Annotated in this window: 22 protein-coding genes; 13 read left to right on the plus strand and 9 right to left on the minus strand. The window is 72.3% G+C overall.

All coding sequences use genetic code 11. The annotated features are described in order from the left end of the window. Positions 1-19 precede the first annotated feature (19 nt). The 3 genes from ACCP09_RS30525 to ACCP09_RS30535 all read right to left on the minus strand — a co-directional run bounded on the left by ACCP09_RS30525 (position 20) and on the right by ACCP09_RS30535 (position 3,564). Positions 20-241, minus strand: coding sequence for a hypothetical protein (locus ACCP09_RS30525; RefSeq protein WP_433752120.1), 222 nt, complete (start codon positions 239-241; stop codon positions 20-22). 199 nt (positions 242-440) lie between these two features. Next, on the minus strand, positions 441-2,624 hold the full coding sequence (locus ACCP09_RS30530) for an MMPL family transporter (RefSeq protein WP_433752122.1): 2,184 nt from the start codon (positions 2,622-2,624) through the stop codon (positions 441-443). A gap of 415 nt (positions 2,625-3,039) precedes the next feature. Next, the gene (locus tag ACCP09_RS30535; protein ID WP_433752124.1) at positions 3,040-3,564 is read right to left on the minus strand and encodes a hypothetical protein; all 525 of its coding nucleotides are present in this window, start codon (positions 3,562-3,564) and stop codon (positions 3,040-3,042) included. 237 nt (positions 3,565-3,801) lie between these two features. On the opposite strand from ACCP09_RS30535, the gene ACCP09_RS30540 reads away from it, so the two are divergent. From ACCP09_RS30540 to ACCP09_RS30555, 4 genes are all read left to right on the plus strand, one after another. Further along, a complete protein-coding gene (locus ACCP09_RS30540) occupies positions 3,802-4,842 on the plus strand; it encodes an amidohydrolase family protein (RefSeq protein ID WP_431902741.1) in 1,041 nt (346 codons plus the stop codon). Then, on the plus strand, positions 4,839-5,753 hold the full coding sequence (locus ACCP09_RS30545) for an amidohydrolase family protein (protein WP_433752126.1): 915 nt from the start codon (positions 4,839-4,841) through the stop codon (positions 5,751-5,753). Before ACCP09_RS30540 ends, ACCP09_RS30545 begins: the two co-directional genes overlap by 4 nt. A 28-nt stretch (positions 5,754-5,781) precedes the next feature. Continuing rightward, positions 5,782-7,134 carry an MFS transporter gene (locus tag ACCP09_RS30550; protein WP_027929939.1) on the plus strand — a complete coding sequence of 451 codons (1,353 nt, stop codon included), beginning with the start codon at positions 5,782-5,784 and terminating at the stop codon, positions 7,132-7,134. 71 nt (positions 7,135-7,205) lie between these two features. Continuing rightward, positions 7,206-8,360 carry a hypothetical protein gene (locus tag ACCP09_RS30555; protein ID WP_433752129.1) on the plus strand — a complete coding sequence of 385 codons (1,155 nt, stop codon included), beginning with the start codon at positions 7,206-7,208 and terminating at the stop codon, positions 8,358-8,360. Between the two features lie 26 nt (positions 8,361-8,386). Here ACCP09_RS30555 and ACCP09_RS30560 read toward each other — a convergent pair whose 3' ends face one another. Both ACCP09_RS30560 and ACCP09_RS30565 read right to left on the minus strand, forming a co-directional pair. After that, positions 8,387-9,373: a crotonase/enoyl-CoA hydratase family protein gene (locus tag ACCP09_RS30560; protein ID WP_433752130.1), complete on the minus strand. Its 987-nt coding sequence runs from the start codon at positions 9,371-9,373 to the stop codon at positions 8,387-8,389. Between the two features lie 15 nt (positions 9,374-9,388). Continuing rightward, complete coding sequence (locus ACCP09_RS30565; RefSeq protein ID WP_433752132.1) at positions 9,389-10,576, minus strand: PucR family transcriptional regulator; 1,188 nt, start codon at positions 10,574-10,576, stop codon at positions 9,389-9,391. Positions 10,577-10,742: 166 nt separating this feature from the next. On the opposite strand from ACCP09_RS30565, the gene ACCP09_RS30570 reads away from it, so the two are divergent. The 6 genes from ACCP09_RS30570 to ACCP09_RS30595 all read left to right on the plus strand — a co-directional run bounded on the left by ACCP09_RS30570 (position 10,743) and on the right by ACCP09_RS30595 (position 19,001). Further along, the gene (locus ACCP09_RS30570) at positions 10,743-11,642 is read left to right on the plus strand and encodes a hypothetical protein (RefSeq protein WP_433752134.1); all 900 of its coding nucleotides are present in this window, start codon (positions 10,743-10,745) and stop codon (positions 11,640-11,642) included. After that, positions 11,642-13,423, plus strand: coding sequence for a GMC family oxidoreductase N-terminal domain-containing protein (locus ACCP09_RS30575; protein ID WP_433752136.1), 1,782 nt, complete (start codon positions 11,642-11,644; stop codon positions 13,421-13,423). Before ACCP09_RS30570 ends, ACCP09_RS30575 begins: the two co-directional genes overlap by 1 nt. A 944-nt stretch (positions 13,424-14,367) precedes the next feature. Beyond that, on the plus strand, positions 14,368-15,933 hold the full coding sequence (locus ACCP09_RS30580) for an MFS transporter (RefSeq protein WP_433752138.1): 1,566 nt from the start codon (positions 14,368-14,370) through the stop codon (positions 15,931-15,933). 45 nt (positions 15,934-15,978) lie between these two features. Then, positions 15,979-17,484: an amino acid permease gene (locus tag ACCP09_RS30585; RefSeq protein ID WP_027929946.1), complete on the plus strand. Its 1,506-nt coding sequence runs from the start codon at positions 15,979-15,981 to the stop codon at positions 17,482-17,484. 2 nt (positions 17,485-17,486) lie between these two features. Further along, positions 17,487-18,248 carry an NAD(P)-binding domain-containing protein gene (locus ACCP09_RS30590; protein ID WP_433752140.1) on the plus strand — a complete coding sequence of 254 codons (762 nt, stop codon included), beginning with the start codon at positions 17,487-17,489 and terminating at the stop codon, positions 18,246-18,248. Between the two features lie 72 nt (positions 18,249-18,320). Then, a complete protein-coding gene (locus tag ACCP09_RS30595) occupies positions 18,321-19,001 on the plus strand; it encodes a haloacid dehalogenase type II (protein WP_433752142.1) in 681 nt (226 codons plus the stop codon). 58 nt (positions 19,002-19,059) lie between these two features. Here the strand turns inward: ACCP09_RS30595 and ACCP09_RS30600 are convergent, their stop codons facing one another. Beyond that, the gene (locus ACCP09_RS30600; protein ID WP_027929949.1) at positions 19,060-19,686 is read right to left on the minus strand and encodes a glyoxalase; all 627 of its coding nucleotides are present in this window, start codon (positions 19,684-19,686) and stop codon (positions 19,060-19,062) included. Between the two features lie 157 nt (positions 19,687-19,843). Between ACCP09_RS30600 and ACCP09_RS30605 the strand changes: the two genes are divergently transcribed. The 3 genes from ACCP09_RS30605 to ACCP09_RS30615 all read left to right on the plus strand — a co-directional run bounded on the left by ACCP09_RS30605 (position 19,844) and on the right by ACCP09_RS30615 (position 21,006). Further along, entirely contained in the window at positions 19,844-20,218 is a 375-nt protein-coding gene (locus tag ACCP09_RS30605; RefSeq protein ID WP_433752144.1) for a hypothetical protein, read from the plus strand. Between the two features lie 78 nt (positions 20,219-20,296). Continuing rightward, on the plus strand, positions 20,297-20,584 hold the full coding sequence (locus ACCP09_RS30610) for a hypothetical protein (RefSeq protein ID WP_123686937.1): 288 nt from the start codon (positions 20,297-20,299) through the stop codon (positions 20,582-20,584). A gap of 26 nt (positions 20,585-20,610) precedes the next feature. Beyond that, positions 20,611-21,006, plus strand: coding sequence for an MmcQ/YjbR family DNA-binding protein (locus ACCP09_RS30615; protein WP_433752146.1), 396 nt, complete (start codon positions 20,611-20,613; stop codon positions 21,004-21,006). A gap of 175 nt (positions 21,007-21,181) precedes the next feature. Here the strand turns inward: ACCP09_RS30615 and ACCP09_RS30620 are convergent, their stop codons facing one another. The 3 genes from ACCP09_RS30620 to ACCP09_RS30630 all read right to left on the minus strand — a co-directional run bounded on the left by ACCP09_RS30620 (position 21,182) and on the right by ACCP09_RS30630 (position 25,465). Then, positions 21,182-22,303 (minus strand): hypothetical protein, encoded by a 1,122-nt coding sequence (locus tag ACCP09_RS30620; RefSeq protein WP_017982607.1) that lies wholly within the window; start codon positions 22,301-22,303, stop codon positions 21,182-21,184. A gap of 148 nt (positions 22,304-22,451) precedes the next feature. Beyond that, positions 22,452-23,912 (minus strand): Re/Si-specific NAD(P)(+) transhydrogenase subunit beta, encoded by a 1,461-nt coding sequence (gene pntB, locus ACCP09_RS30625; RefSeq protein ID WP_433752148.1) that lies wholly within the window; start codon positions 23,910-23,912, stop codon positions 22,452-22,454. A gap of 23 nt (positions 23,913-23,935) precedes the next feature. Beyond that, positions 23,936-25,465, minus strand: coding sequence for a Re/Si-specific NAD(P)(+) transhydrogenase subunit alpha (locus ACCP09_RS30630; RefSeq protein WP_433752149.1), 1,530 nt, complete (start codon positions 25,463-25,465; stop codon positions 23,936-23,938). Positions 25,466-25,603 lie beyond the last annotated feature (138 nt).

Below are 25,603 nucleotides of genomic sequence, written 5' to 3' on the forward strand. Positions count from 1 at the left end.
CCTCCCATTTGCGGCGCACTCAGGCCGCCGCGGGCGCGGGCAGGGTCGCCGACACCCGCGCGACGAACTCCGCGTTCGATCGGGTCGCGCGGAGCTGCTCCAGGAACTGCCCGGTGGCGCGCCGGGGGTCCTGGCCCGCCAGCGCGCGCCGGACCTCCGTCATCACCGTCAGCTCCGCGGGCGACAGCAGGAGCTCGTCGCGGCGGGTGCCGGACGCGAACAGGTCGATCGCCGGGTACACGCGGTGGCCGGCGAGGGCGCGGTCGAGCCGGAGCTCGGCGTTGCCGGTGCTCCGCGGCTACCTCGCCGACGGCCTCGAAGGCCGCAAATCCGTCCTGGTCGTCAAGACCAACGAGGACTCAGCGGAGCTTTCTGCTCGCGTTCGTCCAGAACTGATCGAGCTGGGGCGGGTCGGTTCCGAAGACGTCGCACAGCACACCTCAGGTCCGGGCCGCTTCGAGTTCGGGTTCCGGTTCGAGGTGGGGCAGGGTGCGGTCCAGCCAGCCGGGCAGCCACCAGCTGTACTTGCCGAGCAGGAACATCGCCGCCGGGACGATGACCAGGCGGATGAGCGTGGCGTCGATCAGCACGCTCACGCCGAGGCCCAGCGCGAGGATCTTGATGACCACGTTCGGTGAGGTCAGGAACGCGAAGAAGACGCAGATCATGATCAGCGCGGCCGAGGTGATCACACGTGCGGTGACCGCGAGCCCGTCGGCGACGCTCCGGTGGGTGTCCCGCGTGCGCAGCCACGCCTCGTGGACGCGCGAGAGCAGGAACACCTCGTAGTCCATGGACAGCCCGAACACGATCGCGAACATGATCATCGGCACGTAGGACTCGATCGGCACCGGCTCGGGCACCCCGAACACGGACCCGAGCCAGTCCCACTGGAACACCGCGACGATGACGCCGTAGGAGGCGGCGATCGACAGCAGGTTCAGCACCGCGGCCTTGAGGGCGAGCACCGGGCTGCGGAAGGACAGCAGCAGCAACACGAACGCCGCTGCCACCACGACGCCGATGATGAGCGGCAGCTTGGCGGCCACCACGTCGCGGAAGTCGAGCTGCCCCGCGGTCATGCCGGTGACGTAGGAGGTCGATCCCGCCAGCACCGGCGGCAGGGTCTGCGTCCGGAGCCTGGTCAGCAGCTCATCGGTCGCGGCGTCCTGCGGCCCGGTCGTCGGCGTGACCGTCGACAACAGGACGGCACCGTCCGGGCTCGCCGTGAGCGGAGTGGCCGAGGCGACGCCGGGGGTCGTCGCGAGCGCCTGCTGCACCGATGCCGCCAGCGTGTCACGGGAGACGGTTCCACCGGGCATGACGACCACGGTGAACTGCCCGTTCACACCGGGACCGAACCCGGCGCCGAGCGCGTCGTAAGCCAGCCGTGTCGTGCTCTCCCCGGGGTCGGCGCCCTGGTCGATGTGCCCGAGTTGCATGGAGAACGCCGGGATCGCCAGCACACCCGCGACCAGGACGCCGCCGCACAGGTACCACCACGGGTGCCGGTCGATCCGGACCGCGTACCGGTGCCAGGCGCTTTCGGATCCGTCGGCGGACTGCTCGGCCACCGGACGCCGCACGTGCCAGCGGTCGATGCGGCGTCCGGCCAGGCCCAGCAGCCCGGGGACGAGGGTGGTGGCGGCGATGGCGGCCACGACGACGGTGATGGCGGCAGCGAGCCCGAGTTTGCCGATGAAGGCGACACCGACGGCGAACAGGCCCATCAAGGCGATCACCACGGTGGTCGCGGCGATGAGGATGGACCGCCCGCTGGTGGCGACCGTGCGGCCGGCCGCCGTCACCGGGTCCTCGCCGTCGAGGAGGCGCTGGCGGAACCGGGTCGTGAGGAACAGCGCGTAGTCGATGCCGACGCCGAGGCCGATCATGATCGCCAGCGTGGGTGACGCCGTCGCGAACGTGACCCAGCCGGCGAGCAGCCCGAGCAGGCCGAGACCCGTGATGACACCGATGATCGAGGTGAGAACCGGCAGCCCGGCGGCCAGCACGCTGCCGAACGCGACCAGCAACACCAGCAGCGCGACGACGATGCCGATCAGTTCCGAGCGCAGGTCACCGGCGTGCGATTCGGCCGCCTCGCCGAGGGTGCCGGCATAGTCGACGCCGACCCCCGCCGCGCGGGCCGGGTTCGTCGCGTTGTCGATGTTGTCGACCAGGTCCTCGCCCAGATTCGCCGGCTTGTCGTCGAACTGCACGGTGGCGAACGCGGTACGCCCGTCGGGCGAGGTGGTCGCGGGGGAGAGCGGATCCGACACCGAAACCACGTGCGGCACGGCACGCACCGCAGCGGCGGACTGCTCGATGGCGGCTTCGCTGGTGCCCACGGAGCCGGTGTCCACGGTGAAGACCACCCGCGCGGTCGTCGACCCGCCGACGACGCCGTTTTCGGTGAGGACGGTGCTCCCACGGCCGGACTCGGACCCGGGGAGCGTGAAGTCGTCGCTGTAGATGCCGCCCGCCAGCGCGTTCGCCACCGTCGCGCCGGCCAGGACGAGCAGCCACACCGCCACCACGCGCCAGGGGTGCGCCGCACAGCGCCGTCCGGTGCGTTCCAGCGCTCCGGCGCCGCGATTGGTGGTGGTGCCGGCTCGTTCCGCCATGCCGCGACCTCGGGTCGGGGAGTCCTGCCGCAGTTCAGCGTCACCCGGGCCGGTGAGGCGTCATAGGGCCGAAGGTCCCCCGCTCTGCCCGGCGGACAGGGCCGGCCCGGGATCGCGGCGGCGATCAGGTACTCGATGAACCCGCTGGCGTCGTAGAGCCGGTTGGCCGCCGTCCGATCCCGCTCACCGCCAGGCTCGTCATCGTCGACGAACAAGATCACTTCGGAAGCGCCGAGCTCGGTAGCGGGCACCTCATGGACCGCCACAGATCGGTGCCGACGAACCCGGCCTCGACCAGCGCCGCGCGGTCACCGGCCGGTGCCCACGGGCAGCGCCTCCAGACCGAGCCCGAGGGCGGTGGCAAAGCTGAACGCCTCCACCACCCGGTGCTCACGCAGCTCATCCAGGACGTGCCTCAGTAGAACGTCGACCGCGGTGCGGTCTTCCCGCGCGTGCAGCCACAGCAACACCCCCGCGTCATCCCGGGAGCGCGCGGAGAACGACACCACCTCACCATCGCTGGTCGCGGCCACGGCCGTGCGCGGCGCGGCCAGCTCCTCCCACGCACGTCCGGGTGGTTGGTGGCGACGCCGTGCGCGATCGCTTGCAGGACAGAGGTTTTCCCGGTGCGCGGCGGCGCGACGACGAGCGCGCGCTGCCCCTTGCCGATCGGCGCGGCGAGGTCGAGCACGCGGGTGGTGAGCTGGTGGCGGCCGGTCTCCAGCACGAGCCGCTCGTCCGGGTGAACCGGGGTGAGCCGGTCGAACTCGGGACGGCGGCCGCCGGGATCGGCGCCGTTGACGGAAATCAGTTCCTGCCCCTCCAGCAGGATCTCGTCGCCGCGCCGGAGGCCGTGCGCCCGGACGAATCCGAAGGGGACAGTGGTGCCGCCGAGGGTGGCGGTCTTGCCGTGGATGTCGAGAATGCCGTGACAGGGCATGGTGGTGCTCCAAAGGGAAGACGGCGCGGACCGCGCCGGAACGGGACGACCCGGACTCAGGGTTCGCAGAGAGGAAGGACGATCCCGCGGGCGGCTCGGCCGGCATCCGGGAGATCAAGGCGCACTGTAACCCAGCCCGTGCCCGCTCCACAAGAGCCAGATCCGTCGCACCAATTTTGACGGAGAGATTGTGAACAATTTCGTCGACCGTTAGTGTGCTGGGCAGAGAACGACGACGTGCGAGGAACGACCTTGATCATCGACTGCCACGGCCACTACACGACCGCCCCGCCCGCCCTCGCGGCGTGGCGCGACCAGCAGATCGCCGCGCTGGACGGCTCCGGCCCCGCGCCGGCCCGCGCCGGCCTGCGGATCAGCGACGACGAGCTGCGGGAGACGATCGAGCCCAACCAGCTGCGGCTGATGGACGAGCGCGGCATCGACCTCACGATCTTCTCCCCGCGTGCGTCGTTCATGGCCCACCACATCGGCGGGTTCGAGACCTCCGCCGAGTGGGCCGCGATCTGCAACGAGCTGTGCTACCGCGTCAGCACGCTGTACCCGGAGCGGTTCGTCCCGGCCGCGATGCTCCCCCAGTCCCCCGGCGTCGACCCGGCGACCTGCATCCCGGAGCTCACCCGCTGCGTCGAGGAGTACGGCGCCGTCGCGCTGAACCTCAACCCGGACCCGAGCGGCGGCCACTGGACGGCCCCGCCGCTGACCGACCGCTCGTGGTACCCGGTCTACGAGAAAATGGTCGAATACGACATCCCGGCCATGGTGCACGTGAGCACGAGCGTGAACCCCGCCTTCCACACCACCGGCGCGCACTACCTCAACGCCGACACCACCGCGTTCATGCAGCTCGTGCAGGGCGACCTGTTCCGCGACTTCCCGCAGCTGCGGCTGGTGATCCCGCACGGCGGCGGCGCGGTGCCCTACCACTGGGGCCGGTTCCGCGGCCTGGCGATGGCGCTGGGCAAGCCGGAACTGGAGGAGCACGTGCTGAACAACGTCTTCTTCGACACCTGCGTCTACCACCAGCCCGGGTCGGACCTGCTCTTCGAGGTCGTCCCGGCCCGCAACATCCTGTTCGCCTCGGAGATGATCGGCGCGGTGCGCAGCGTCGACCCGCGCACCGGCCACCACTTCGACGACACCCGGCGCTACGCCGAAGCGGCGAAGCTGTCCGAAGAGGACTGGGCCGCGATCAGGGAGCACAACGCCCGCCGGGTCTACCCCCGGCTGGACGCGCTGCTGAAAGGCCAGGGCCGGTGACCGCGCCGAAGACCCCGGGCTGGCTCGACTGGCACGCCGACCCGTCCACCCCGCGCTTCCGGCTGCCGCCGGGCACCGTGGACGCGCACTGCCACGTGTTCGGCCCGCAGGCGGAGTTCCCGTTCGCGCCGGAGCGCAAGTACACGCCCTGCGACGCGAGCAAGGAGCAGCTCTTCGCGCTGCGCGACCACCTGGGCGTCAGCCGCAACGTCATCGTGCAGGCCACCTGCCACGGCGCCGACAACTCCGCGATGGTCGACGCCATCCGGGCCTCCGGCGGGCGGGCCCGCGGGGTCGCGACCGTCCGCCCCGAGGTGAGTGACGCCGAGCTGCGCGAGCTGGACGCGGCGGGCGTGCGCGGTGTGCGGTTCAACTTCGTGCGACGGCTCGTCGACGCCGCCCCGCACGAGGCGCTGAGCACGATCGCCAGGAAGATCGCGCCGCTCGGCTGGCACGTGGTGCTCTATTTCGAGGCCGCCGACCTGCCCGAGCTGGCGGACTTCTTCGGGTCGCTGCCCGCGCCGCTCGTAGTCGACCACATGGGACGGCCGGACGTGCGAAAACCCGTGGACGGCCCGGAGTTCGGCCGGTTCCTGCGGTTCGTCGAGCGCAACGACGTGTGGGTGAAGGTGAGCTGTCCGGAGCGCCTGAGCGTGTCCGGTCCCCCGGCGCTGCACGGCGAACGCCACGCCTACACCGACGTGGTGCCCTTCGCCCGCCGCGTCGTGACCGAGTTCGAGGACCGCGTGCTGTGGGGCACGGACTGGCCGCACCCCAACCTCATCGACCACATGCCCGACGACGGTCTGCTCGTCGACCACGTCCCGCGGATCGCCGAAACCGCCGCGCTGCAGCGGAAACTGCTCGTCGACAACCCGATGCGCCTCTATTGGCCCGGCGAAACCGCCTGAGCCTCCCCCTTCCCCGGAAAGGCATGCAATGCAGCACGCCAACGCGCTGAACCGGTTGAACCGCCTGCCGATCGGCCGGTTCCACAAGATGACCCTGTTCGCGGTCGCGTTCGCCTACTTCTTCGAGTTCGCCGACATCAACAGCTTCGCGACCACCGCGCCCAAGCTGATCAAGCTGTGGGGCGTGACCGTCGACCAGGTCGCGTACGTGACCTCGCTGTCGTTCGTGGGCATGTTCTTCGGGTCGATCGTGGCGAGCACGATCGCCGACCGCTGGGGCCGCAGGAACGCGCTGCTGCTGACCACCGTGTGGTTCGGCGTGTTCTCGTTCGCGGCCGTGTTCTCCTGGGACATCGTGTCGCTGGGCGTGTTCCGCGTCCTGACCTCGGCGGGGCTGTCGGCGATGACGGTCGTCGCGGTCATCTACGTCAACGAGCTCTACCCGGCGGCGAACCGCGGCAAGTACCAGGCCTACGCGATCGTGATCGGCATCTGCGGCACGCCGGTGACCAACCTGATCGCGAGCGCCGTGGTGCCGATCAACGACTGGTCCTGGCGGCTGGTGTACCTGTGGGGCGCGCTCGGCGTGCTGCTGGTGCTGTTCACGCGGCACCTCAAGGAATCGCCGCGCTGGTACGAAAGCCGCGGCGACCACGCGAAGGCCGACGCGGTGCTGCGGGAGATCGAGGCGCAGGTCGCCGCGGAGAAGGGCCCGCTGCCGGAGCCGGCGCCGCCGGTCGAGGAGGCCCCGGTGGCCAAGGCGCCGTTGCGGTTGCTGCTGCGCAAGAAGTACCTGCTGCCGACGCTGCTGCTGACCGTCCTGTGGGTGACGCAGACCATCGGGTTCTTCGGGTATTCGAGCTGGGCGCCGACGCTGCTGGCCAAGGAGGGTTTCAGCGTCGAGAAGTCGGTGTTCTACGTGGCGCTCACGACGGTCGGCGCGCCGCTCGGGTCGTACCTGGCCGCACTGGTCACCGACCGGTTCGAGCGCAAGTGGTGCCTGGTGGTGTTCGGCACGGTCATCGCGCTGTGCGGGTTGTGCTACGGGCTGACGTTCAACCCCCTGCTGATCGTCGTGTTCGGGTTCCTGGTGAACCTGTTCGAGCGCGGCTACACCGCACTCGGGTATGCGTACTCGCCGGAGCTGTTCGACACCCGCGGCCGCTCCCTGGGCACCGGCGTGTCGTACGGACTCGGACGGCTGTCCAACGCGGCGGGGCCGCTGATCGTGTCGTCGCTGTACAACGGCAGCGGGTACCAGGCGGTGTTCCTGTTCATCGCGGGCACCTGGATGGTGGGCGCGGTCGTGCTGGCGATCTTCGGGCCGCGCACCCGGCCCGCGAAGGCCAGGGCGCGGAACGTCGAGTCGGCCGAGGTCTGATCCGCGGAAAATGATCACTCGTCTCCGCGCGCGGCCGGTTAGGCTGCGCGCGAAGACGAGTGGAGGAGACGGTGGAGGAACGCGGGTGGCGTCCGCGGTGGTGGCTGTTCGCGGTCTTCGCCGTGGTCGCCGCGGTGCACCTGGCCGGCGGCGGGTGGGATTCGACCGCCGCGGTGGGGCTTCCGGTGGGTTTCGCTGCGACGCTGGTGCTGGTGTTCGTCCGGCGGCTGCCGAACTGGGTCACCGGTGAGTGGGACTCGCGGCCGTGGTCGCGCTCGTGGGTGCGGGCGAGCCGCAACCGGACGATGGTCGCGCTTCCGTTCGCGCTGCTCGGGGTCGTGGCCGTCCTCATCGGACTGATCGATCACCCGCCGCACGGGACGGACGTGCTGTACGCCGCGTTCGTGGCCGCTCTCGCGGTGGGCCTGGTGGTGGTCCTCGTGGTGCGCTGGGGACGGGCCGTGCGCACGCTCCGGCTGCTCGCCGGTCCGCGAACCGCGCTTCCCGCCCGGTTCGACGCCGGCTCCGGCGAGACGGGAACCGTGACCTTTCCGGACGGCACGCGGGCGTATTTCACGCTGCACGATCCCCCTCGCGAGGTCGTCAGGGAGTTCGAGCGCGCCGGCACGCTCCACGTCACCGCGGCCGCTCCCGGGAAGGTCCTGGCCGGACTGCCCGGGGGTGACGAGTTCGCCCGCGCCACCCTCAGGGTCGCCCGCGCGACCCGCACCCCGTCCCGGTCCTCGCTGAAACGGAGGCTGCGTCTGCGCACGGTCGCGTTCGCGGCCGTCGTCGCCGCGGGGGTCGCGCTCGAAGGTGCCGCCGTCGTCCTGGTCGGCGGGGCTCTGCCGTGGGTGCTGGCGGCGCCGATCCTGCTCGCCGTCGGGGCCACGGCGCTGTGGCGGACTCGCGTCGCGCGCGTGGTGCGGCTGCTCGCGGCCGGGCCGTGGACCTCGATCACCGCCGCGACGATGGCCACCGAGGCCGACGGCTGCCCGGTGTCCGGGTGGGCGGTGTTCCCGGGCGGGCTCCGCGCCCGGTTCCACATCGAGCACTGCCCACCGGACGTCGGGGCCGAACTGCTGCGCCGGCGGCGGTTGTGGGTCGCGGGCGAGCCCCGCCCGGGGCACGTGGCCGTGGGCCTCCCGGAGGGCGACACCTTCGCCGTCGCCTGGGTCGCGGTGAAGGACCGCCATGCCAGGCAGCACGAGCACCCGCGCTCCTGACCCACCTGCCCGGCTCGCGACGCGGATCACCCGCGCTTCTGATCTCCGAACGGCTCGTCCCGCTCCCGCACCGCCGCGCGGAAACCCTCACTCCGCGCCCGCTCCTGGAAGGCGTAGCCCTCGCGGGTGTGCCGGGAGATGCCGTCGAACACGGTGCTGATCATCGCCGAGTTGTGGATGCCTTGCGTGGTCAGCGCGCTGTTCAGCGCGAGCTTCACCATCATCAGCTGGTTCACCGGCAGCAGCGCGATCCTGGCGACCAGCTCCTCGGTCACGTCGTCCAGCCGGTCCGTCGGCGCGGACTCCACCGCCAGCCCCCACTCGGCGGCCTGCCGCCCGGTGATGAGGTCGCCGGTGAAGAGCAGCCGCTTCGCGCGCTGGTCGCCGAGCCGGTGGGCCCACAGCCCGGTCGCGGGCACGCCCCACACCCGCGTGGGCGGGTAGCCGATCCGGGTGTCGTCGGCGGTCACGATCAGGTCGCAGTGCAGCGCGATGTCCGTGCCGCCCGCCACGCAGAACCCGTGCAGCTTCGCCACCGTCGGCTTGTTCGCGTGCAGCAGGCTGGCGTAGCCGCGGTTGAACCGGCTCATCAGCGCGTAGTCGGCCATCGGGTCCCACTGCCGGGACGGGTCGTGGTTGCGTGCCTGCGCGGCCGCGTCCAGCACGGTGCCGGCGCGGTCCTGGCCTTCCGGCGCCGCACCCTGCTCGGCGAAGATCGACAGGTCGTAGCCGCCGCAGAAACCCTTGCCCCGCCCGGAAACGAGGATCACGTGCACGCCCGGGTCGAGGTCGGCGCGTTCCACCGCGTCGGCCAGTTCGAACGGGGTGTCGGCGGTGATCGCGTTCCCCCGCTCCGGCCGGTCGAACGTGATCCGGGCGATCCGCCCGGTCACCTCGTAGGTCAGGGTCCGGTAGTCCCCGGTCCGCTGCCCGGGCTCGCCGAACAGCGGGTCCGGCCCCTCGGTCCACCCGTCCCGCCACGCCGCGGGACGCGAGCCTGCGTCATCGGTCATCACCCGACCGTAGCGTCAGCCGCGCACCGGCAGCAGCCGCACGACCTGCAGCGCCGTCGCCAGTTCGGCGACCGCCTTCGGATCGCCCAGCCCGCGCCCGGTGAGCTCCTCGACCCGCCGCAACCGGTAGCGCACCGTGTTGGCGTGGCAGTAGAGCCGCTTGCCCGCCTCGGCGGCGGACCCGCCGCAGGCGAACCACGCGTCGAGGGTGTCGACCAGCACCTTCCGGTCGGCGAGCGGCAGGTCCAGCAGCGGGCCGAACACCGTGCTCGCGACCCGCTCGGCCTCCCCGGGCGCGGCGGCGATCAGCACGGCCACCGGCGCGTCGTCCCAGGGCGCGACGTCGGCCTGCCCGGGCGGCAGGGTGCCCAGCGCCAGTCGCGCGAGCCGCAACGCCCGCGGAGTTTCCCGCAGGTGCGGGTACGCGGGGCTGAGGCCGATCCGCGCGGTGGCCCGGCCGCGCAGCAGGTCCGGCAGCCGCTCCCCCAGCGACGGGTACGGCAGCGCCAGCACACCGATGTGCTCCTCGGGCGAGAGCCGCCACGCCGAACGGATCCCGCCCGCCCGCAGCCGCGGCTCGATGCCCACCAGAGAGCGTTTCCCCAGCTCCGGGTTCTCGGCGGCCACGACCACGAAGCAGCCCTCCACCGGCAGTCCCAGCGTCTGCGCGGCCTCCCACAGCGTGTCCTGGCTGCCGAGCACACCGGTGAACAGCGCCTCGACCAGCATCGACCGCTCGTGCTCGCGTTCCAGCATGATCTGCGACGCGGTGTCCCGGTAGGCATCGGCCATCGCGTCGGTGTAGGTCCCGACCAGCCGCCACACCGTCGCCGCGAAGTCGACCAGAACCCGGTCGTCCACCTCGGACGCCCGCGCCTTGGCCACCAGCGCGTCCCACAGGTGCGCGAACCCGACGCGGTAGGCCCGCACCACCTCCGGCAACGGCGCACCCTGCTGGGCTCGCTCGCGTCCGGTGGCCCACGGCGCGGACAGGTCGGGCGCGTGCTCGCTGACGAACTGCCGCAGGATCAGCTCGGCGTTGTCCCGCACCGACTGCCGCAGCGACCCGACAGGCACCGGATCACCGGCCTGGTAGAGCACGACCTCGCGGCGGATGCGTTCGGAAACCGCGTCGGCGAGGTCGTCGAGCTCGCCGAGCAGCGCGGTGACCAGGGCGTCGATGCCCGAGTTGTCCGTTGGCACCCCGGCAGCTTAGATGCGCCCGCTTTGTTCCCCGGCACAAAACCCCGCGGTGACGAGTTGTCGCCGGGGACATGGGCTGCGGTGAACGGTTCACCGAGGATTGCGCCATCCGGCGCAATCCCGGCACCGCCGCCGGGCACGCGCCGCCCACCACAGGAGAACATCGATGCCACACGCTGACAACGACGTCGGCCGCCGGGCCTTCCTGGCCAGGATCGGGGTGCTGGGCGCCGCGGTCGCCGCGGGGAGCCTGCTCCCCGGGACCGCCACGGCCGCACCGCGACCGGTCCGCGCCGCGGGCCTGACCGACGTGGTCGCCGCCCTCCGCCCGGTGCTCGCCGAACTCGCGCGCGACACCCTCAACGGGCTGGTCGTGATGACCTGCCCGGGCCCGGACGCCTACTCCCGCGCCCAGGGCACGCCACGCACCGAACCGGGCGCGCTGGAGGCCAGGGCCACCGACTTCCTGATCAAGGCACTCGACGAGTACGTCCCGTTCCCGGACCAGCTCGCCACGCCGCTCACCCAGAGCCTGGCCACCGGGCTGTCCGGCGCGCCAATGCCGTCCGCGCTGCTGGACCTGCCGCTCAGCGGCGTGCGGACACTGGACACGGCCCTGCGCACGCTGCTGGAGAACGACGACACGCTGCCGCTGTCCTCGCTGATCGCGATGCTGCTGAACCTGGTCGCCACCGAGGTGAACCCGCTCGCGCTCGGCGGCGCGTTCCTCTCCCCGTTCGCGCGGCTGTCCTACGCCGACAAGTGCCGCGTCTTCGAACAACTCGAAGGCCCGCACGCCGGGCTCGTCGCGCTGCTGGACGCGAACCTGCCCGAGCCGCTCCGCGCCTCGGTGTCCGGGGTCCTGCAGTTCGTGGCCGGCGCGGTGCTGGAGTTCGCCGCGTACGGCAGCAGCTGCGAGTGGGCGGTGTTCGACCCGGCCACGAAGACGATCAGCGCCCGCCCGGTCGGCTGGCAGCTGTCCGGCTACCAGCCGCACGGCGTGGTGCACGGCTGGGACGACTTCCTCGGGTACTACCAGGGCCGCACGAAGGTGGAGAACGTCTGATGCGTGACGTCATCGTCATCGGCGCCGGGGCGGGCGGCTCCGTGGTCGCCAAGGAACTGGCCGGCCGCGGCCTGGACGTGCTCGTCCTCGAAGCGGGCGGGTACGCCGACCCGGAGACCGACTGGACCCACTACGAGAACGACGCGAACAACCCGCTCACCGGGTTCATGCGGTTCGGACCGGCGGACCGCTCCCGGCCGGCGTGGTTCCGCGAGACCCCGCAGAACTCGCTGTTGTGGCAGCTGGCCGGGGTCGGCGGCACCACGCAGCACTACTTCGGCAACTCGCCGCGCGCCTACCCGGGGGTGTTCGCCGGGTACGACGGGAGCGACGCGGCCGCCTACGACACCGCGCACCTCTTCCCGTTCACCTACGCCGACCTGGTGCCCTACTACGAATGGGTCGAGGCCACCCTGCCGGTGCACACCGCGGCGATGGGCACCAAGGAGTCGGTGTTCTTCCGCGGCTGCGAGAAGCTCGGCATGGCGCTGCAGACCACGAAGACCACGACCGGCGACTCCTACCGGCCGCAGGAGAACGCGATCCTGCCGCCGGGCGGCACCGCGGGCCGGTTCAGCGGGCACGACGACCCGCGCGTGCAGTGGCCGCTGGCCACCGGCTGCACCTTCTGCGGGTACTGCTTCCAGGGCTGCAAGCACCCGGCGGGCGCACCGCGCACGATGGCGGCGAAGCGGTCCGCGGACAACTCGTACATGCCGATGGCGCTGACCGCCGACGCGTGGTCGCCGCACGGCAAGCCGGTCTCGCTGGTCACCGACGCCTTCGTCACCCGCATCCGGTCCGAGCAGCGCGGCGGCGAGACGGTGGCGACCGGGGTGTCGTGGCGCTCGGTCACCACGGGCGAGGAGCACACCGAGGACGCCCGGGTCGTGGTGCTGTCCGCGGGCTGCACCGAGAACCCGCGGCTGTGGTTCAACAGCGGGCTGCCCAACCCCAACGACTGGGTCGGCCGCGGCTACACCGACCACTACTTCGACTGGGTGATCGGCCTGTTCGACGACTACACCGGGTCGACCAAGGGCGCGGCGTCGGCGGCGCGGGCGGACTTCCCCGGCCGCGGCGGCATCATGAACGTCGGGCTGCCGCCGGCGATCCAGCAGTTCGCGCTCACCTTCTCCGACAGCGGGATCCGCGGGCAGTACGGCAACGGACGCGGTTTCACCGGCCCGTGGGACGGCCCCACCGGGCGGCTGATGGGCGAGGAGCTCAAGGAGGTGCTGACCCACGGCGCGGACCGGTTGTTCAACATCCTGATCATGACCGACGACGACGTCGAGCCGCACAACCGGGCGACGCTGTCGGCGCTGCCCGCGGACGAGCACGGGCCGGTGGCGAAGGTCGAGATGCGGCAGCGGGCGCGCTCGGCGCGCACCGTGGCGAACCGGGAGTTCCTGGCCCGCAAGGCGGTCGAGGTGGTCCGCGCGGCCGGGGCGCGGAAGGTGTTCCGGATCGACTGGCCGCCGCTGATCCTGCACGTCCACTCGTCGATGCGGATGGGACTGTCCGAACGCGACTCGGTGCTGGACGACGCGGCCGAGGCCCGCTGGGTGCGGCGCCTGTTCGTCGCCGACAACTCGGCGCTGGCCAACGCGCTCGGCGGCCCCAACCCGACGCTGACCAGCCAGGCCGTGGCGACCCGCACGGCGGAGCAGATCGTGCGGCGCTACTTCGGCGGCGAGGGCTGGGTGGGCACGGAGTCGCCCGTGGTGTCCACGGACGCCCGCGTCACCCGGCGGTTCGCGCAGGTGGCGGCGAACTGAGCGCGGCGGCCGCCGGGGAGCAGGGGCCCCGGCGGCCGCCCACACCCGGCAGTCGCCAGCTGCGCGGGACCCGGACGACCCGGCAGCAGGCCGGGCGCCGCGACCCCGCAGCCGCGCCGGACACACCACCTGCGACACCGCACCACCGACGGCCACCCGCCGGGCGGCACGACACCGGATCCAGCCAGCCCGAAGCCGCGGCCGCCGGGCGTCGAGAACTCAGCGGTTCGCGCAAGTGGCCGCGAACTGAGCGCGGCGGCCGCCGGGGAGCAGGAGCCCCGGCGGCCGCCCACACCCGACAGTCGCCACCTGCGCGGGACCCGGACAACCCGGCAGCAGGCCGGGCGCCGCGACCCCGCAGCCCCGCCGGACACACCACCTGCGACACCGCACCACCGACGGCCACCCGCCGCGCGACACGACACCGGATCCAGCCAGCCCGAAGCCGCGGCCGCCGGGTGTCGAGAACCGGGCGGTTCGCGCAGTTAGCCGCTTACTGAGCGCGGCGGCCGCCGGGGACCAAGGGCCCGGCGGCCGCCCACACCCGGCAGTCGCCACCTGCGCGGGACCCGGACGACCCGGCAGCAGGCCGGTCGCCGCGACCCCGCAGCCGCGCCGGACACACCACCGAGGGCCACCCACCGGGCGGCAACACACGGGATCCCCAACCCGCCACCCCGCCGGATGTCGAGACCCCGCGGCTCCCGCGCACCCGGCAGTGACCACCGACCATCCGCGGGATCCGGACGAGCCGGCAGCGGGGCGCCCCGACCCCGGCAGCCGGGCCGCCCCGCCGGACACACCACCCGCACCACCCCACTGCCACCCACCGGGTGGCACGCCACCGGACCCAGCCAACCCCACCCGCCACGCGCCGGATGTCGAGAACCGGGCGGCCGCTCCGACCTGTCCGTGGAAACCACCGCGGACCGGAAGGACCTGGAATGAACCACGCGATCCCGGCGAAGGCCGGACGGCGGGAGTGGCTCGCGCTCGCCGTGCTCGCCCTGCCCACCCTGCTCGTCTCCATCGATGTCTACGTCCTGCTGCTCGCCCTGCCGCACCTGACCGCCGACCTGGGCGCGAGCAGCGTCGAGCAGCTCTGGATCACCGACGTCTACGGCTTCCTCATGGCCGGGTTCCTCATCACGATGGGCACGCTCGGCGACCGCATCGGCCGCCGGAAGCTGCTGCTCATCGGCGCGGCCGCGTTCGGGGCCGCCTCGATCGCCGCCGCCTTCGCATCCACCCCCGCGATGCTGATCGCGGCCCGCGCGGTCCTCGGGGTCGCCGGCGCCGTCCTCGCGCCGTCCACGATGTCGCTGATCCGCACCCTCTTCCGCGACCCGCGGCAGATGGGGCTGGCGATCGGGCTGTGGGGCATGTGCTTCTCGGCCGGGGCGGTGATCGGCCCGGTGGCCGGCGGCGCCCTGCTCGCGCACTTCTGGTGGGGCTCGGTGTTCCTGCTCGGCGTGCCCGCGATGGCGGTGCTGCTCGTCGCGGGCCCGGTCCTGCTGCCCGAGTACCGCGACCCGGACGCCGGGAAGCCGGACCTGGTCAGCGTCGCGTTGTCGCTGGCCGCGGTGATCCCGGCGATCCACGGGCTCAAGGAACTGGCCCAGGACGGCTGGCGGCCGCTGCCGCTGGCGAGCCTGGCCGCCGGGATCGGGTTCGCCGTCCTGTTCGCCCGCAGGCAACGCCGCCTGGAGCACCCGCTGCTGGACCTGCGGCTGTTCGCGAACCGGTCGTTCAGCACGGCGCTGGGCGCGATGATGTCCGGCACGCTGCTGATGGGCGCGCTGATGCTGTTCATCACCCAGGACCTGCAACTGGTCGAAGGCCTCTCCCCGCTCGGCGCGGCGCTGTGGATGATGCCCGCGATCGCCGCGAACACCGTGTCGTTCGTCGTGTCGCCGGTGCTCGCGCGCCGGTTCCGGCCCGCGTACCTGATCGGCGCCGGGCTGGTGGTCTCGGTGTGCGGGCTGATCGTGCTCACCCGGACCGGCGCCGCGTCGGGGCCGGGCACCGTGGCGACCGGGTTCGCGCTGATCTTCCTCGGCTCCGGCCCGCTGGTCACCCTGAGCACCGGCCTGATCATGGGCTCCGCGCCGGCCGAGAAGGCGGGCTCCGCCGCCGCCCTCAACGAGACCAGCGGCCAGTTCGGGTTCGCGTTCGGGCTCGCCGCGCTCGGCAGCATCGGCGCCGCGGTCTACACCAGCCGCTTCACCCCGCCGGCGACCGTTCCGGCCGGGGCCGCCGGCGCCGCGCGGGAAAGCCTCGCCGACGCGGTCACCGCCGCCCGCGACCTGCCCCCGGACCTGGCCGCGGCGCTGCTCGCCCCGGCGCGCGAGGCGTTCACCGGCGGGCTGCACCTGGTCGCCGCGATCAGCGCCGCCGCGCTCGCCGTCGTGGCCGTGCTGATCGTCCGCCTGCTGCGCCACGTTCCGCCGACCGGCGCAGCGGAGTCCGTTGTGGACACCCGGGTGGACCTTGACGCTCCGCGCGGGTGAGCACTACCGTTTCCGCACCCGTGAACTGAACACCGAGGTGAGCCCGTGGACTCCGACAGCACCCGGCTGCACCAGCTCGGCTACGCCCAGGAACTCAGGCGGACGATGTCGGCGTTCTCCAACTTCGCCGTCTCCTTCACCATCATCTCGATCCTGTCCGGCTGCCTCACGCTCTACGGGTTCGGCCTGGACACCGGCGGTCCCGCCGCGATGGTCTGGGGCTGGCCGCTGGTCGGGGTGTTCGTGGTGCTCGTCGGCCTCGGCATGGCGGAGGTGTGCTCCAGCTACCCCACCGCGGGCGGGCTCTACTACTGGGCGGCGAAGCTCGCGCCGCGGCGCTCGGCCGCGGCCTGGTCGTGGTTCACCGGGTGGTTCAACCTCATCGGCCAGGTCGCGGTCACCGCCGGCATCGACTTCGGCGCCGCGTTGTTCCTCAACGCGTTCCTGGACCTGCAGTTCGGGTTCGCCGCGACGCCGGGGCACACGATCCTGCTGCTGGCGATCATCCTGGCGGTGCACGGGCTGCTGAACACCTTCGGCGTGCGGCTGGTGGCCGTGCTGAACAACGTCAGCGTGTGGTGGCACCTGGCCGGCGTCCTGGTGATCGTCGGGGTGCTGGTGTTCGTGCCCGAGAAGCACCAGTCCGCGTCGTTCGTGTTCGGCCACTTCGTGAACAACACCGGCTGGGGTTTCGCGCCGTACGTGTTCGCGCTCGGGCTGCTGGTCGCGCAGTACACGCTCACCGGCTACGACGCCTCGGCGCACATGACGGAGGAGACGAAGAACGCGGCGACGGCGGGCCCGCGCGGGATCGTCAACTCGATCCTGGTGTCGCTCGTCGCGGGCTGGATCCTGTTGCTGGGCCTCACCTTCGCGATCCAGGACTACGACGGCGCGGTCAACTCGCCGACCGGGGTGCCGCCCGCGCAGATCTTCCTCGACGCCGCGGGCGCGACCACCGGGAAGTTCCTGCTGCTGATCGCGATCGGCGCGCAACTGTTCTGCGGGATGGCGTCGGTGACGGCGAACTCGCGGATGATCTACGCGTTCGCCCGGGACGGCGCGATCCCGGGTTCCCGCGTGTGGCACCGCATCAACAAGCGCACCCGCACGCCGACGAACTCGGTGTGGCTGGCCGCGGCCGGCGCGCTGGTCCTCGCGCTGCCCTACCTCTGGAGCGCCACCGCGTACGCCGCGGTCACCTCGATCGCGACCGTCGGGCTGTACGTCGCCTACGTCATCCCGGTGTTCCTGCGGGTGCGCAAGGGCACGGAGTTCGAGCGCGGACCGTGGCACCTGGGTCGGTGGGGCCGTCCGGTCGGCGTCGTCGCGACCGCTTGGGTCGCGGTCATCTTCGTGTTGTTCATGCTGCCGCAGGCCTACCCGGTCACGGTCGGCACGTTCAACTACACGCCGATCGCGTTCCTCGTCGTGCTCGGTGGCGCGGCGGTGTGGTGGTTCGCCTCGGCGCGCACGTGGTTCACCGGGCCCAAGGTGCAGGGCACCCCCGCCGAACTGGCAGCGGTCGAAGAGGATCTCCGGGCGGTCTGACAATGGGATACGGGTTCGTGGGCGCGGGCGAGATCACCGCCGCGATCGTGGAGGGCCTGAGCACGGGCGAGGATCCGCCGGAGGTGTTCCTGTCGCCGCGCGGGCGCGCCGTGTCGGCCGCGCTCGCCGAGCGGTTCCCGAACGTGCGGGTGTGCGCGAGCAACCAGGAGGTGCTGGACCACGCGCCGGTGGTCGTGGTCGGGGTGCCCGCGCCGGTCGCGCGGGAAGTGCTGGCGGAACTGGCGTTCCGGCCGGAGCACGTGCTGGTCAGCGCGACGTCCGGGGTGCCGGTGGAGCGGCTGCGGGCGTGGTCCGCGCCGGCAGGCGAGGTGGTCCGGTCCATCCCGCTCCCCCAGGCCACGCGGCGCCGCAGCCTGACCGTGGTGTACCCGGAGAACGCGGCGGCGCGCGAGTTGTTCACGCGCGTGGGCAGTGTGCTGGTGCCCGGCGACGAGGCGGCGCTGGAGACGTTCCTCGGCGCGACCGCGACGTTCGCCGCGCACCTGGACTACCTGGCGACCGTCGTGGACTGGATGGCCGGGCAGGGCGTCGACCACGACGCGGCGAACGCCTTCGTGACGCACGTCTTCGGCGAGCTGGGCCGGTCGCTGCTGGAACGGCCGGACTCGCTGACCGTGATGGCCGCCCGGCACACCACGCCGGGCGGCCTGAACGAGCAGTTCCGCGACGACCTGCGCGGCGACGGCATGCCGGACGCGGTGCGGCGCGCGCTCGACCGGATCCTCGCCCGCGTGCGGAAGTGACCGCCGGTTTTGACCGGCGCCCGCGGCACGGGCAAGATCGTCCCCAGACCCGGCTGGTGACGAGGGGGAAGTGTGTCCGGCATCCACGACATCGAGGTGGTCGTCTTCGACGTGCTCGGCACGCTCGTCGACGAGCCGTCCGGGCTGCGGGCGGCGATCCGCGAGGCGGCTCCGGCCGCCGGGGACGAACTCGTCACCGCGTGGCAGGAGCACATTGAGGCCGAGCAGGCGCGCATCGGGCGGGGCGAACGCGCCTACGCCGGCTCCGAGGTCCTCGACGCCGAAGCCGCCCGGCTGGTGGCCGGCCGCGCGGGGATCACCGATCCGGCGGTGATCGCCCGGCTGGCCGGCGCGGGACGACGGCTCCCCGCGTGGCCCGACTCCGCCGCCGGTCTCGAACAGCTGTCCGGCCGGTTCCCCGTGCTCGCCCTGTCCAACGCGAGCCACGCCGCCCTGCTGCGGCTCAACGCGCACGCCGGGTTGCGCTGGCACCAGGCCCTGTCCAGCGCCGACGTGCGGGCGTACAAGCCGGCGCCGGAGATCTACCGGCATGCCGTCGACGTCGCCGGCTGCGCCCCGGACCGGGTGCTGATGGTCGCCGCCCACGCCTGGGACCTGCGCGGCGCCCAGGCGGTGGGCATGCGGACCGCTTACGTGCACCGCCCGGTCGGGGACCCGCCCGCGGAGTCCGACTCGTTCGACCTGAGGGTGGACGGGCTGGCCGGACTGGTCACCGCGCTGACCGCGGGCTGAGGGGCCTCGTCTCCGGCCGCCGCCGGCCGCAGGTGCGCCGGTGGCTCGTGCAGGCACATCAGGACAGCGCCGCGGACGTGGTGGCCTCCCAGGCGAACCCGTCCGGGTCGGTGAACGAGCCGCCGTCACCGCCGATCGCGATGCGGTGCGCGCCGCTGCCCTCCGGGGGCACCCCGGCGTCCTTGGCCAGCGCGCGGCGGCGGTACAGGCCCAGCTTGATCGGGCCTTCCCCGGCGGCGAACTCGACGTACATGCGGGCGAAGCTCTTCGCGACGGAGAAGCCGTGGTCGGTGTAGAACTTGCGGCTCGCGGCCACGTCGGACGCGCCCAGCAGCAGCACGATGTTCTGCACCTCGCGGGAGGCGGGGCGGGTGTCCTTCTTCGCCGGGGTGGCGATCTTCCAGATCGTGCCGTCCGGGGCCTGGACGACGCCGCCGCAGCCCCACATGTTCTTGGCGACCGGCTTGAGGACGGTGGCGCCGGCGTCCACCGCGGACTGGAACAGCAGCTCCACGTCGGCGGGCTGGGACACGATGAGGGAGAGGGTGAAGCCGCGGAAGCCGGTGGTCTGCTCCTGGGCGGCCCGCAGGCGGAGCCGGGAGCCGAGTCCGAAGGCGGCGGTGTAGAAGCGCTCGGCGGCCGCGGTGTCGGCCACTTCCAGGGTGATGGTGTTGATCGAGGTCATGACAGGAACGGTATTCGCCGCCCGCTGACCTGCGCTTCTCGATTCCTGACCGGTTCACGGCGGGTCGCCGACGACCTCCCGCAGCTGTGCCGCCCCCTCACGCCGGGCTTCGGGTAGGCGTTGTGCCTTCGCCGACGGCTCCAGCTTCGCCCCGGTCGTGCCCGAGCTGCTCGCCGCCGGCCTCGACGTGCGCGTCCGGGCCGTGCCGAACCGCAGCCTGTCCGGCGACGCCGCCTACCTCGCCTCGGTGGTCCGGGCCGTCGACGGGCCGGTCGTGCTCGTCGGCCACTCCTACGGCGGCGCGGTGATCGCCGTGGCCGGGGTCGAGGAGAACGTCCCGGCGCTCTGGGGCGCGGTGTCCACTTCGGACAGGACGGTCAACCCGGACGTGGAGCGGTTCGGCTACCAGTGGGCCGGCACGACGACCGTGGAGATCGACTCCTCGCACCTGGTGATGCTGTCGCACCCGGTCGAGGTCGCCGGCGCCATCCGCGAGGCGGCCGCCGCCCGGTGGCGACCGCCGCGGTGGTGATGCGAGGAAATCGGCCGGAGCGTGCTTGACCGGGCCCGGTGTGGGTACCCACTTCCGTCAACCCGGAAGGAGGACCCGATGTCGACGAGCGAGACCGGGCACGTCACGGGCACGCAGGACAAGGATTACAACATCATCTGGTTCGTCGAGGCCTGCCTCAGCAACGCGCTGCGGCTGGAGCAGTACATCGCCGACGCCGAGCGGGACGGCGACACCGAACTGGCCGAGTTCTTCCGCCGCGCGCAGGGCGAGAGCCGCAAGGGGGCCGAGCAGGGGAAGGCCCTGCTGCGGCAGCGCCTCGCCGACGGGGGCACGTCGTCGGTCGACGAGACCGGCCTCGGGCCCACCGACGAGGCGGTCGGCTGACCGGCAGGCGCGCCCGGGTCCAGGACGTGCACGACCTGGCCATGGCGATGCCGCACGTCCAGCGCGTCGAAGGCACCCGGGGCAGGCCCGTCTACCAGGTCGGCGGCCGGTCGTTCGTGTTCTTCCGCAACCCGCGGCCGGACGCCGCCGACCCGGTGACCGGTGAGCGCTACCCGGACGTGATCGTGTTCTGGGTCGGCTCCGAGGCCGACAAGGAGGCCCTCGTCGCCGACGAGCGCTCACCGTTCTTCACCACGCCCCACTTCCGCGGGCACCCGTCGGTGCTGCTGCGGGAGGCCGACGTCGGCCGGCTCGGCTACGACGAGCTGGCCGAGGTCGTCCAGGACGCGTGGCTGGCGCGCGCGTCGCCGCGCCGGGCCAGCGCCTGGCTCGCGGCGCACGGGCTGCCCACTCCGGACTAGGTCCGGTCCGGAGCACGTCGGCCACCTGCCCGGGCCCCTCCGTGCGGCCGGCCGGCACCGCGCGGCCGAGCAGCCGGGCCGGAACCACCCCGGACACTGACCGTCCACAGCGGAACGGCCGCGTGCTGCCACGATTTCGTGGCGGCACGCGGCCGTTTCCGGACGGGACGAGTCGTCAGCGCTTGAGGAACTTCAGGCTGTTGGACAGCGAGTCCGACCACGGCGAGGCCAGGTCCAGCCTGCGCAGCTCGTCGGCGTGCTGGACCGCGGCCAGCTCCGCCATCAGCCGGGCGCGCATCCGGTCGTCGTGCGCGGCGTTGGCCGCCCGCAGGGCCCGGTCCAGCCGGGTCTTGCGGAACGGCGTGAACCAGGACGCGCGGGCCAGGTGCGCGGCACGGCGGGCCGCGCGGTCCCGGGTCCGGGCCAGGGCGTCGCGCTCGTCGTCGCCGAGGCCGAGGCGGGAGAGGAAGCGCTCCTTGAGCTCACGGCTGACCCGCGACCAGGTGGTGACGCGGGCGCGGGTGTGCCGCAGCTCGATGCCCAGGGCCAGGTGCAGCATGACCACACCGAGGACCGGGCCGAGCGTGACCCGCGCCAGGCCGGACACCGGGCCGGCCAGGTCGAAGGCCATGTAGCCGGATGCCGCGCACAGCGCCCACAGGATCAGCCGGGCCGGGCCCGGCTTGCCCTTGGGGCTGCGGATCTCGGCGCGCATCGCGAACCCGCACGCGATCAGCGCGACCTCGACCACGGCGAACATCGCGGCCCGCTCGTAGACGTTGGTGATCCCGAGCTTCTCCCCGAAGAAGCGCCACGAGGTGTCCACCGAGACCAGCAGCGACATGAACGCCACCAGGTAGAAGCCGCGCGACCCCTCCGGCGACTTGCGCTTCGCCGGCTTGGCCGCCTCGGCGGTCTCCGTGATCTCCCCGGTGGGCGTGTCGGTCTCGTCGCCCTGCGGCTCCGCCTCGGCAGCCGCGTCGGCTTCCTTGCGGCCGTCCAGCTCGGCCAGCATCTTCACCGACAGCCGCGGCAGGTCCCCGGTGTCGCCGAGCCCGCGCTCCTCCCGCCACTTGCCGACCTTCTCCGCGACCGCGGCACGCTCGCGCTTGGGGTTGGTGACCACGCCGTAGGTCACCAGGAAGGCCAGCACGTCGGAGGTCGACGGCTCACCCAGTGTCTCGCACGCGTACCGGATCTTCTCGTCCATGGTGTCCAACATGACCAGGCGGGCGGCGTGCGCCGCGCTGCTTATCACGTCGGTTGAAGCAGCGTGCTGGTCGCTCTCGGTTTCCATGTCGTTGTCCTTGTGGAGTTCTCGACGGTGGGGAGCGCGAACATAGCAGGTGGGTAGATCAACCGGGTGATCGGCCTTGATCTGTTACCTGCCGTTTCCCCGGCGGACCACGCGCGGCGGGTCCGCCGGGGAAGCGCTTTCGCCGTTCTCAGCTCCCGGCGCGGGCCCCGGCCCCGGCCGCGCTCGGGGCGGGCAGTGCCCGCAGCAGGTCCTCGACCCGTTCCTTCGCGTCGCCGAACAGCATGGCGGAGTTGTCGCGGAAGAAGAGCGGGTTCTGCACGCCGGCGTAGCCCGAGGACATCGACCGCTTGAACACCACGACGTTGCGGGCCTCCCACACCCGCAGCACCGGCATGCCGGCGATCGGCGAGCCGGGGTCCTCGGCCGCGGCCGGGTTGACCGTGTCGTTGGCGCCGATGACGAGGACGACGTCGGTGTCGGCGAAGTCGTCGTTGATCTCGTCCATCTCCAGCACGATGTCGTAGGGCACCTTGGCCTCGGCGAGCAGCACGTTCATGTGCCCGGGCAGGCGGCCGGCGACCGGGTGGATGCCGAACCGGACCTCGACGCCGCGTTCTCGCAGCCGCCGGGTCAGCTCGGCGACGCCGTGCTGGGCCTGCGCGACCGCCATGCCGTAGCCGGGGGTGATGATCACGCTGCTCGCGTCGGCGAGCAGTTCGGCCGCGCCGTCGGCGGTGATCTCCTTGTGCTCGCCGTAGTCGGTGTCGTCCGCCGGACCGGCTTCGATTCCGAACCCGCCCGCGATCACCGAGATGAACGAGCGGTTCATCGCCTTGCACATGATGTAGGACAGGTAGGCACCGGAGGAGCCGACCAGCGCGCCGGTGACGATGAGCAGGTTGTTCTCCAGCAGGAACCCGCTCGCGGCGGCCGCCCAGCCGGAGTAGCTGTTCAGCATGGACACCACCACCGGCATGTCGCCGCCGCCGATCGAGGCCACCAGGTGCCAGCCCAGTGCGAGCGCCACCGCGGTGACCACGACGAGCAGCCACAGCTGCGGATCGATGACGAACCACACCGTCAGCCCGACGAACACCGCCAGCGCGCCGAGGTTGAGGAAGTTCTTGCCGGGCAGCATCAACGGCTTGGAGTTGATCCGCGCCGACAGCTTCAGGAACGCGACGATCGACCCGGTGAACGTCACCGCGCCGATGAACACGCCGATGAACACCTCGGCCGAGTGGATCCCGCCCAGCCCGAGCGCCGCCAGCGTCCGCGCCTCGGCCCCGTCGGGGTGCGCTTCGACCTCCAGGTAGCCGTTCCAGCCGACCAGCACCGCGGCCAGACCGACGAAGGAGTGCAGCAGCGCGATGAGCTCGGGCATGCCGGTCATCTGCACCACGCGGGCACGCTGCAGGCCCACGGCGGCGCCGAGCACCACCGCCACCACCAGCAGCACCACGCCGAGGGTGGAGATGTCGCGGTGCACGGCCAGCGCGATCGTCGCCGCCAGCGCGACGACCATGCCGGCGATGCCGAACCCGTTGCCGGTCTTGGCGGTCTCGTGCTTGGACAGCCCCGCCAGCGCCAGGATGAACAACAACGCGGCGACCAGGTAGGCCGCCTGCGCGATCGTGTCGAGAGTCATGAGTTCAGGTCTCCTGATCGGGCTCAGCTGCGGGAGAACATCGAGAGCATGCGCCGGGTGACGGCGAACCCGCCGAAGATGTTGATCGAGGCGAGCAGGATCGCCGCGAACGCCAGCCAGGTCACCGCCCCGCCGCCGTGCCCGACCTGCAACAGCGCGCCGACCACGATGATCCCGGAGATCGCGTTGGTCACCGACATCAGCGGCGTGTGCAGCGCGTGGTGCACGTGCCCGATCACGTAGAACCCGATCACCACAGCCATCGCGAACACCGTCAGGTGCCCCTGCAACGCCGGCGGCGACGCCGCGACCAGCAGGAACAGCAACGCGCCCGCCACCGCGACCAGCCCGATCCGGGCCGCCGGGGACAGCTTCTTCTTTTCCGGCTCCGGCTCCTTGGCGGCCGCCTTCGGCGCCGCCTGCGCCGGGGCGGCCGACACCGGCGCCGGGGGCGGCGGCCACAGCAGCTCGCCCTCGCGGACCACGGTCATCGACCGGATGACGATGTCCTCCAGGTCGAACACCGGCGTGCCGTCCTTGCCCGGCGTCACCAGCTTCATCAGGTTGACCAGGTTCGTGCCGTACAGCTGCGACGACTGCGCAGGCAACCGGCCGGGCAGGTCGGTGTAGCCCAGGATCGTCACCCCGTTGTCCGTGGTGACGGCCTTGCCGGCGACCGTGCCCTCGACGTTGCCGCCGTTGGCGGCGGCCATGTCCACGATCACGCTGCCCGGCCGCATCGAGGCGACCATGTCGGCGGTGATGATCCGCGGCGCCGGCTTCCCGGGGATGAGCGCGGTGGTGATGATGATGTCCACGTCCCGGCACTGCTTCTCGTAGAGCTGCCGCTCACGGGCCTTGTAGTCGTCGCTCATCTCCTTGGCGTAGCCGGTCGCCGACACCTCGACGTCGGGCGCCTCGATGGACAGGTACTCCCCGCCCAGCGACTTGACCTGATCGGCCACCTCCGGCCGCGGGTCGGTCGCGCGCACCACCGCGCCCAGGCTGCCCGCCGCGCCGATCGCGGCCAGACCAGCCACGCCCGCGCCGACGACGAGGACCTTCGCCGGGGGCACCTTGCCCGCGGCGGTGACTTGCCCGGTGAAGAACCGGCCGAACGTGTGCGCCGCCTCGACCACCGCGCGGTACCCGGCGATGTTGGCCATCGACGACAGCACGTCCAGCGACTGGGCCCGCGAGATCCGCGGCACCGCGTCCATCGCCATCGCGGTGATGGGCCGCTTCGCCAGGTCGTCGACCAGCTCCTTGTTCAGGGCCGGGGCCAGCAGGCTGATCAGCGTCGCGCCCGGCTTCATCGCGTCCAGCTGCTCCTTGGCCGGCGCGTTCACCCCCAGGACGATCTCCGCCTGCACGGCGTTCCCGATGGAGGCGCCGGCTTCGGCGTACGCCTCGTCGGAGAAGCTCGCCAGCTCCCCGGCGCCCGGCTCCACCACGACCTCGTACCCCAGCTTGAGCAGCTGAGCCACCGTCGCGGGCGTCGCGGCCACCCTGGTTTCGCCGGGGGTGGCCTCCTTCAGCACTCCGACCAGCATCGAATCACCTCGTCCACGGTTGGACGACGAACGCCGGGTGTCGTACGTCGACGTACTCCTGGTCGCGCTCCCCCGTGGCCGACCCCGGTCGGGGAGCGCGCGATCATATTCGCAGCCTTTTTAACACGATGGCCCGAT

The sequence above is a fragment of the Amycolatopsis sp. 3B14 genome (assembly GCF_050958625.1).
GTDB classification, from domain to species: domain Bacteria; phylum Actinomycetota; class Actinomycetes; order Mycobacteriales; family Pseudonocardiaceae; genus Amycolatopsis_E; species Amycolatopsis_E thermoflava.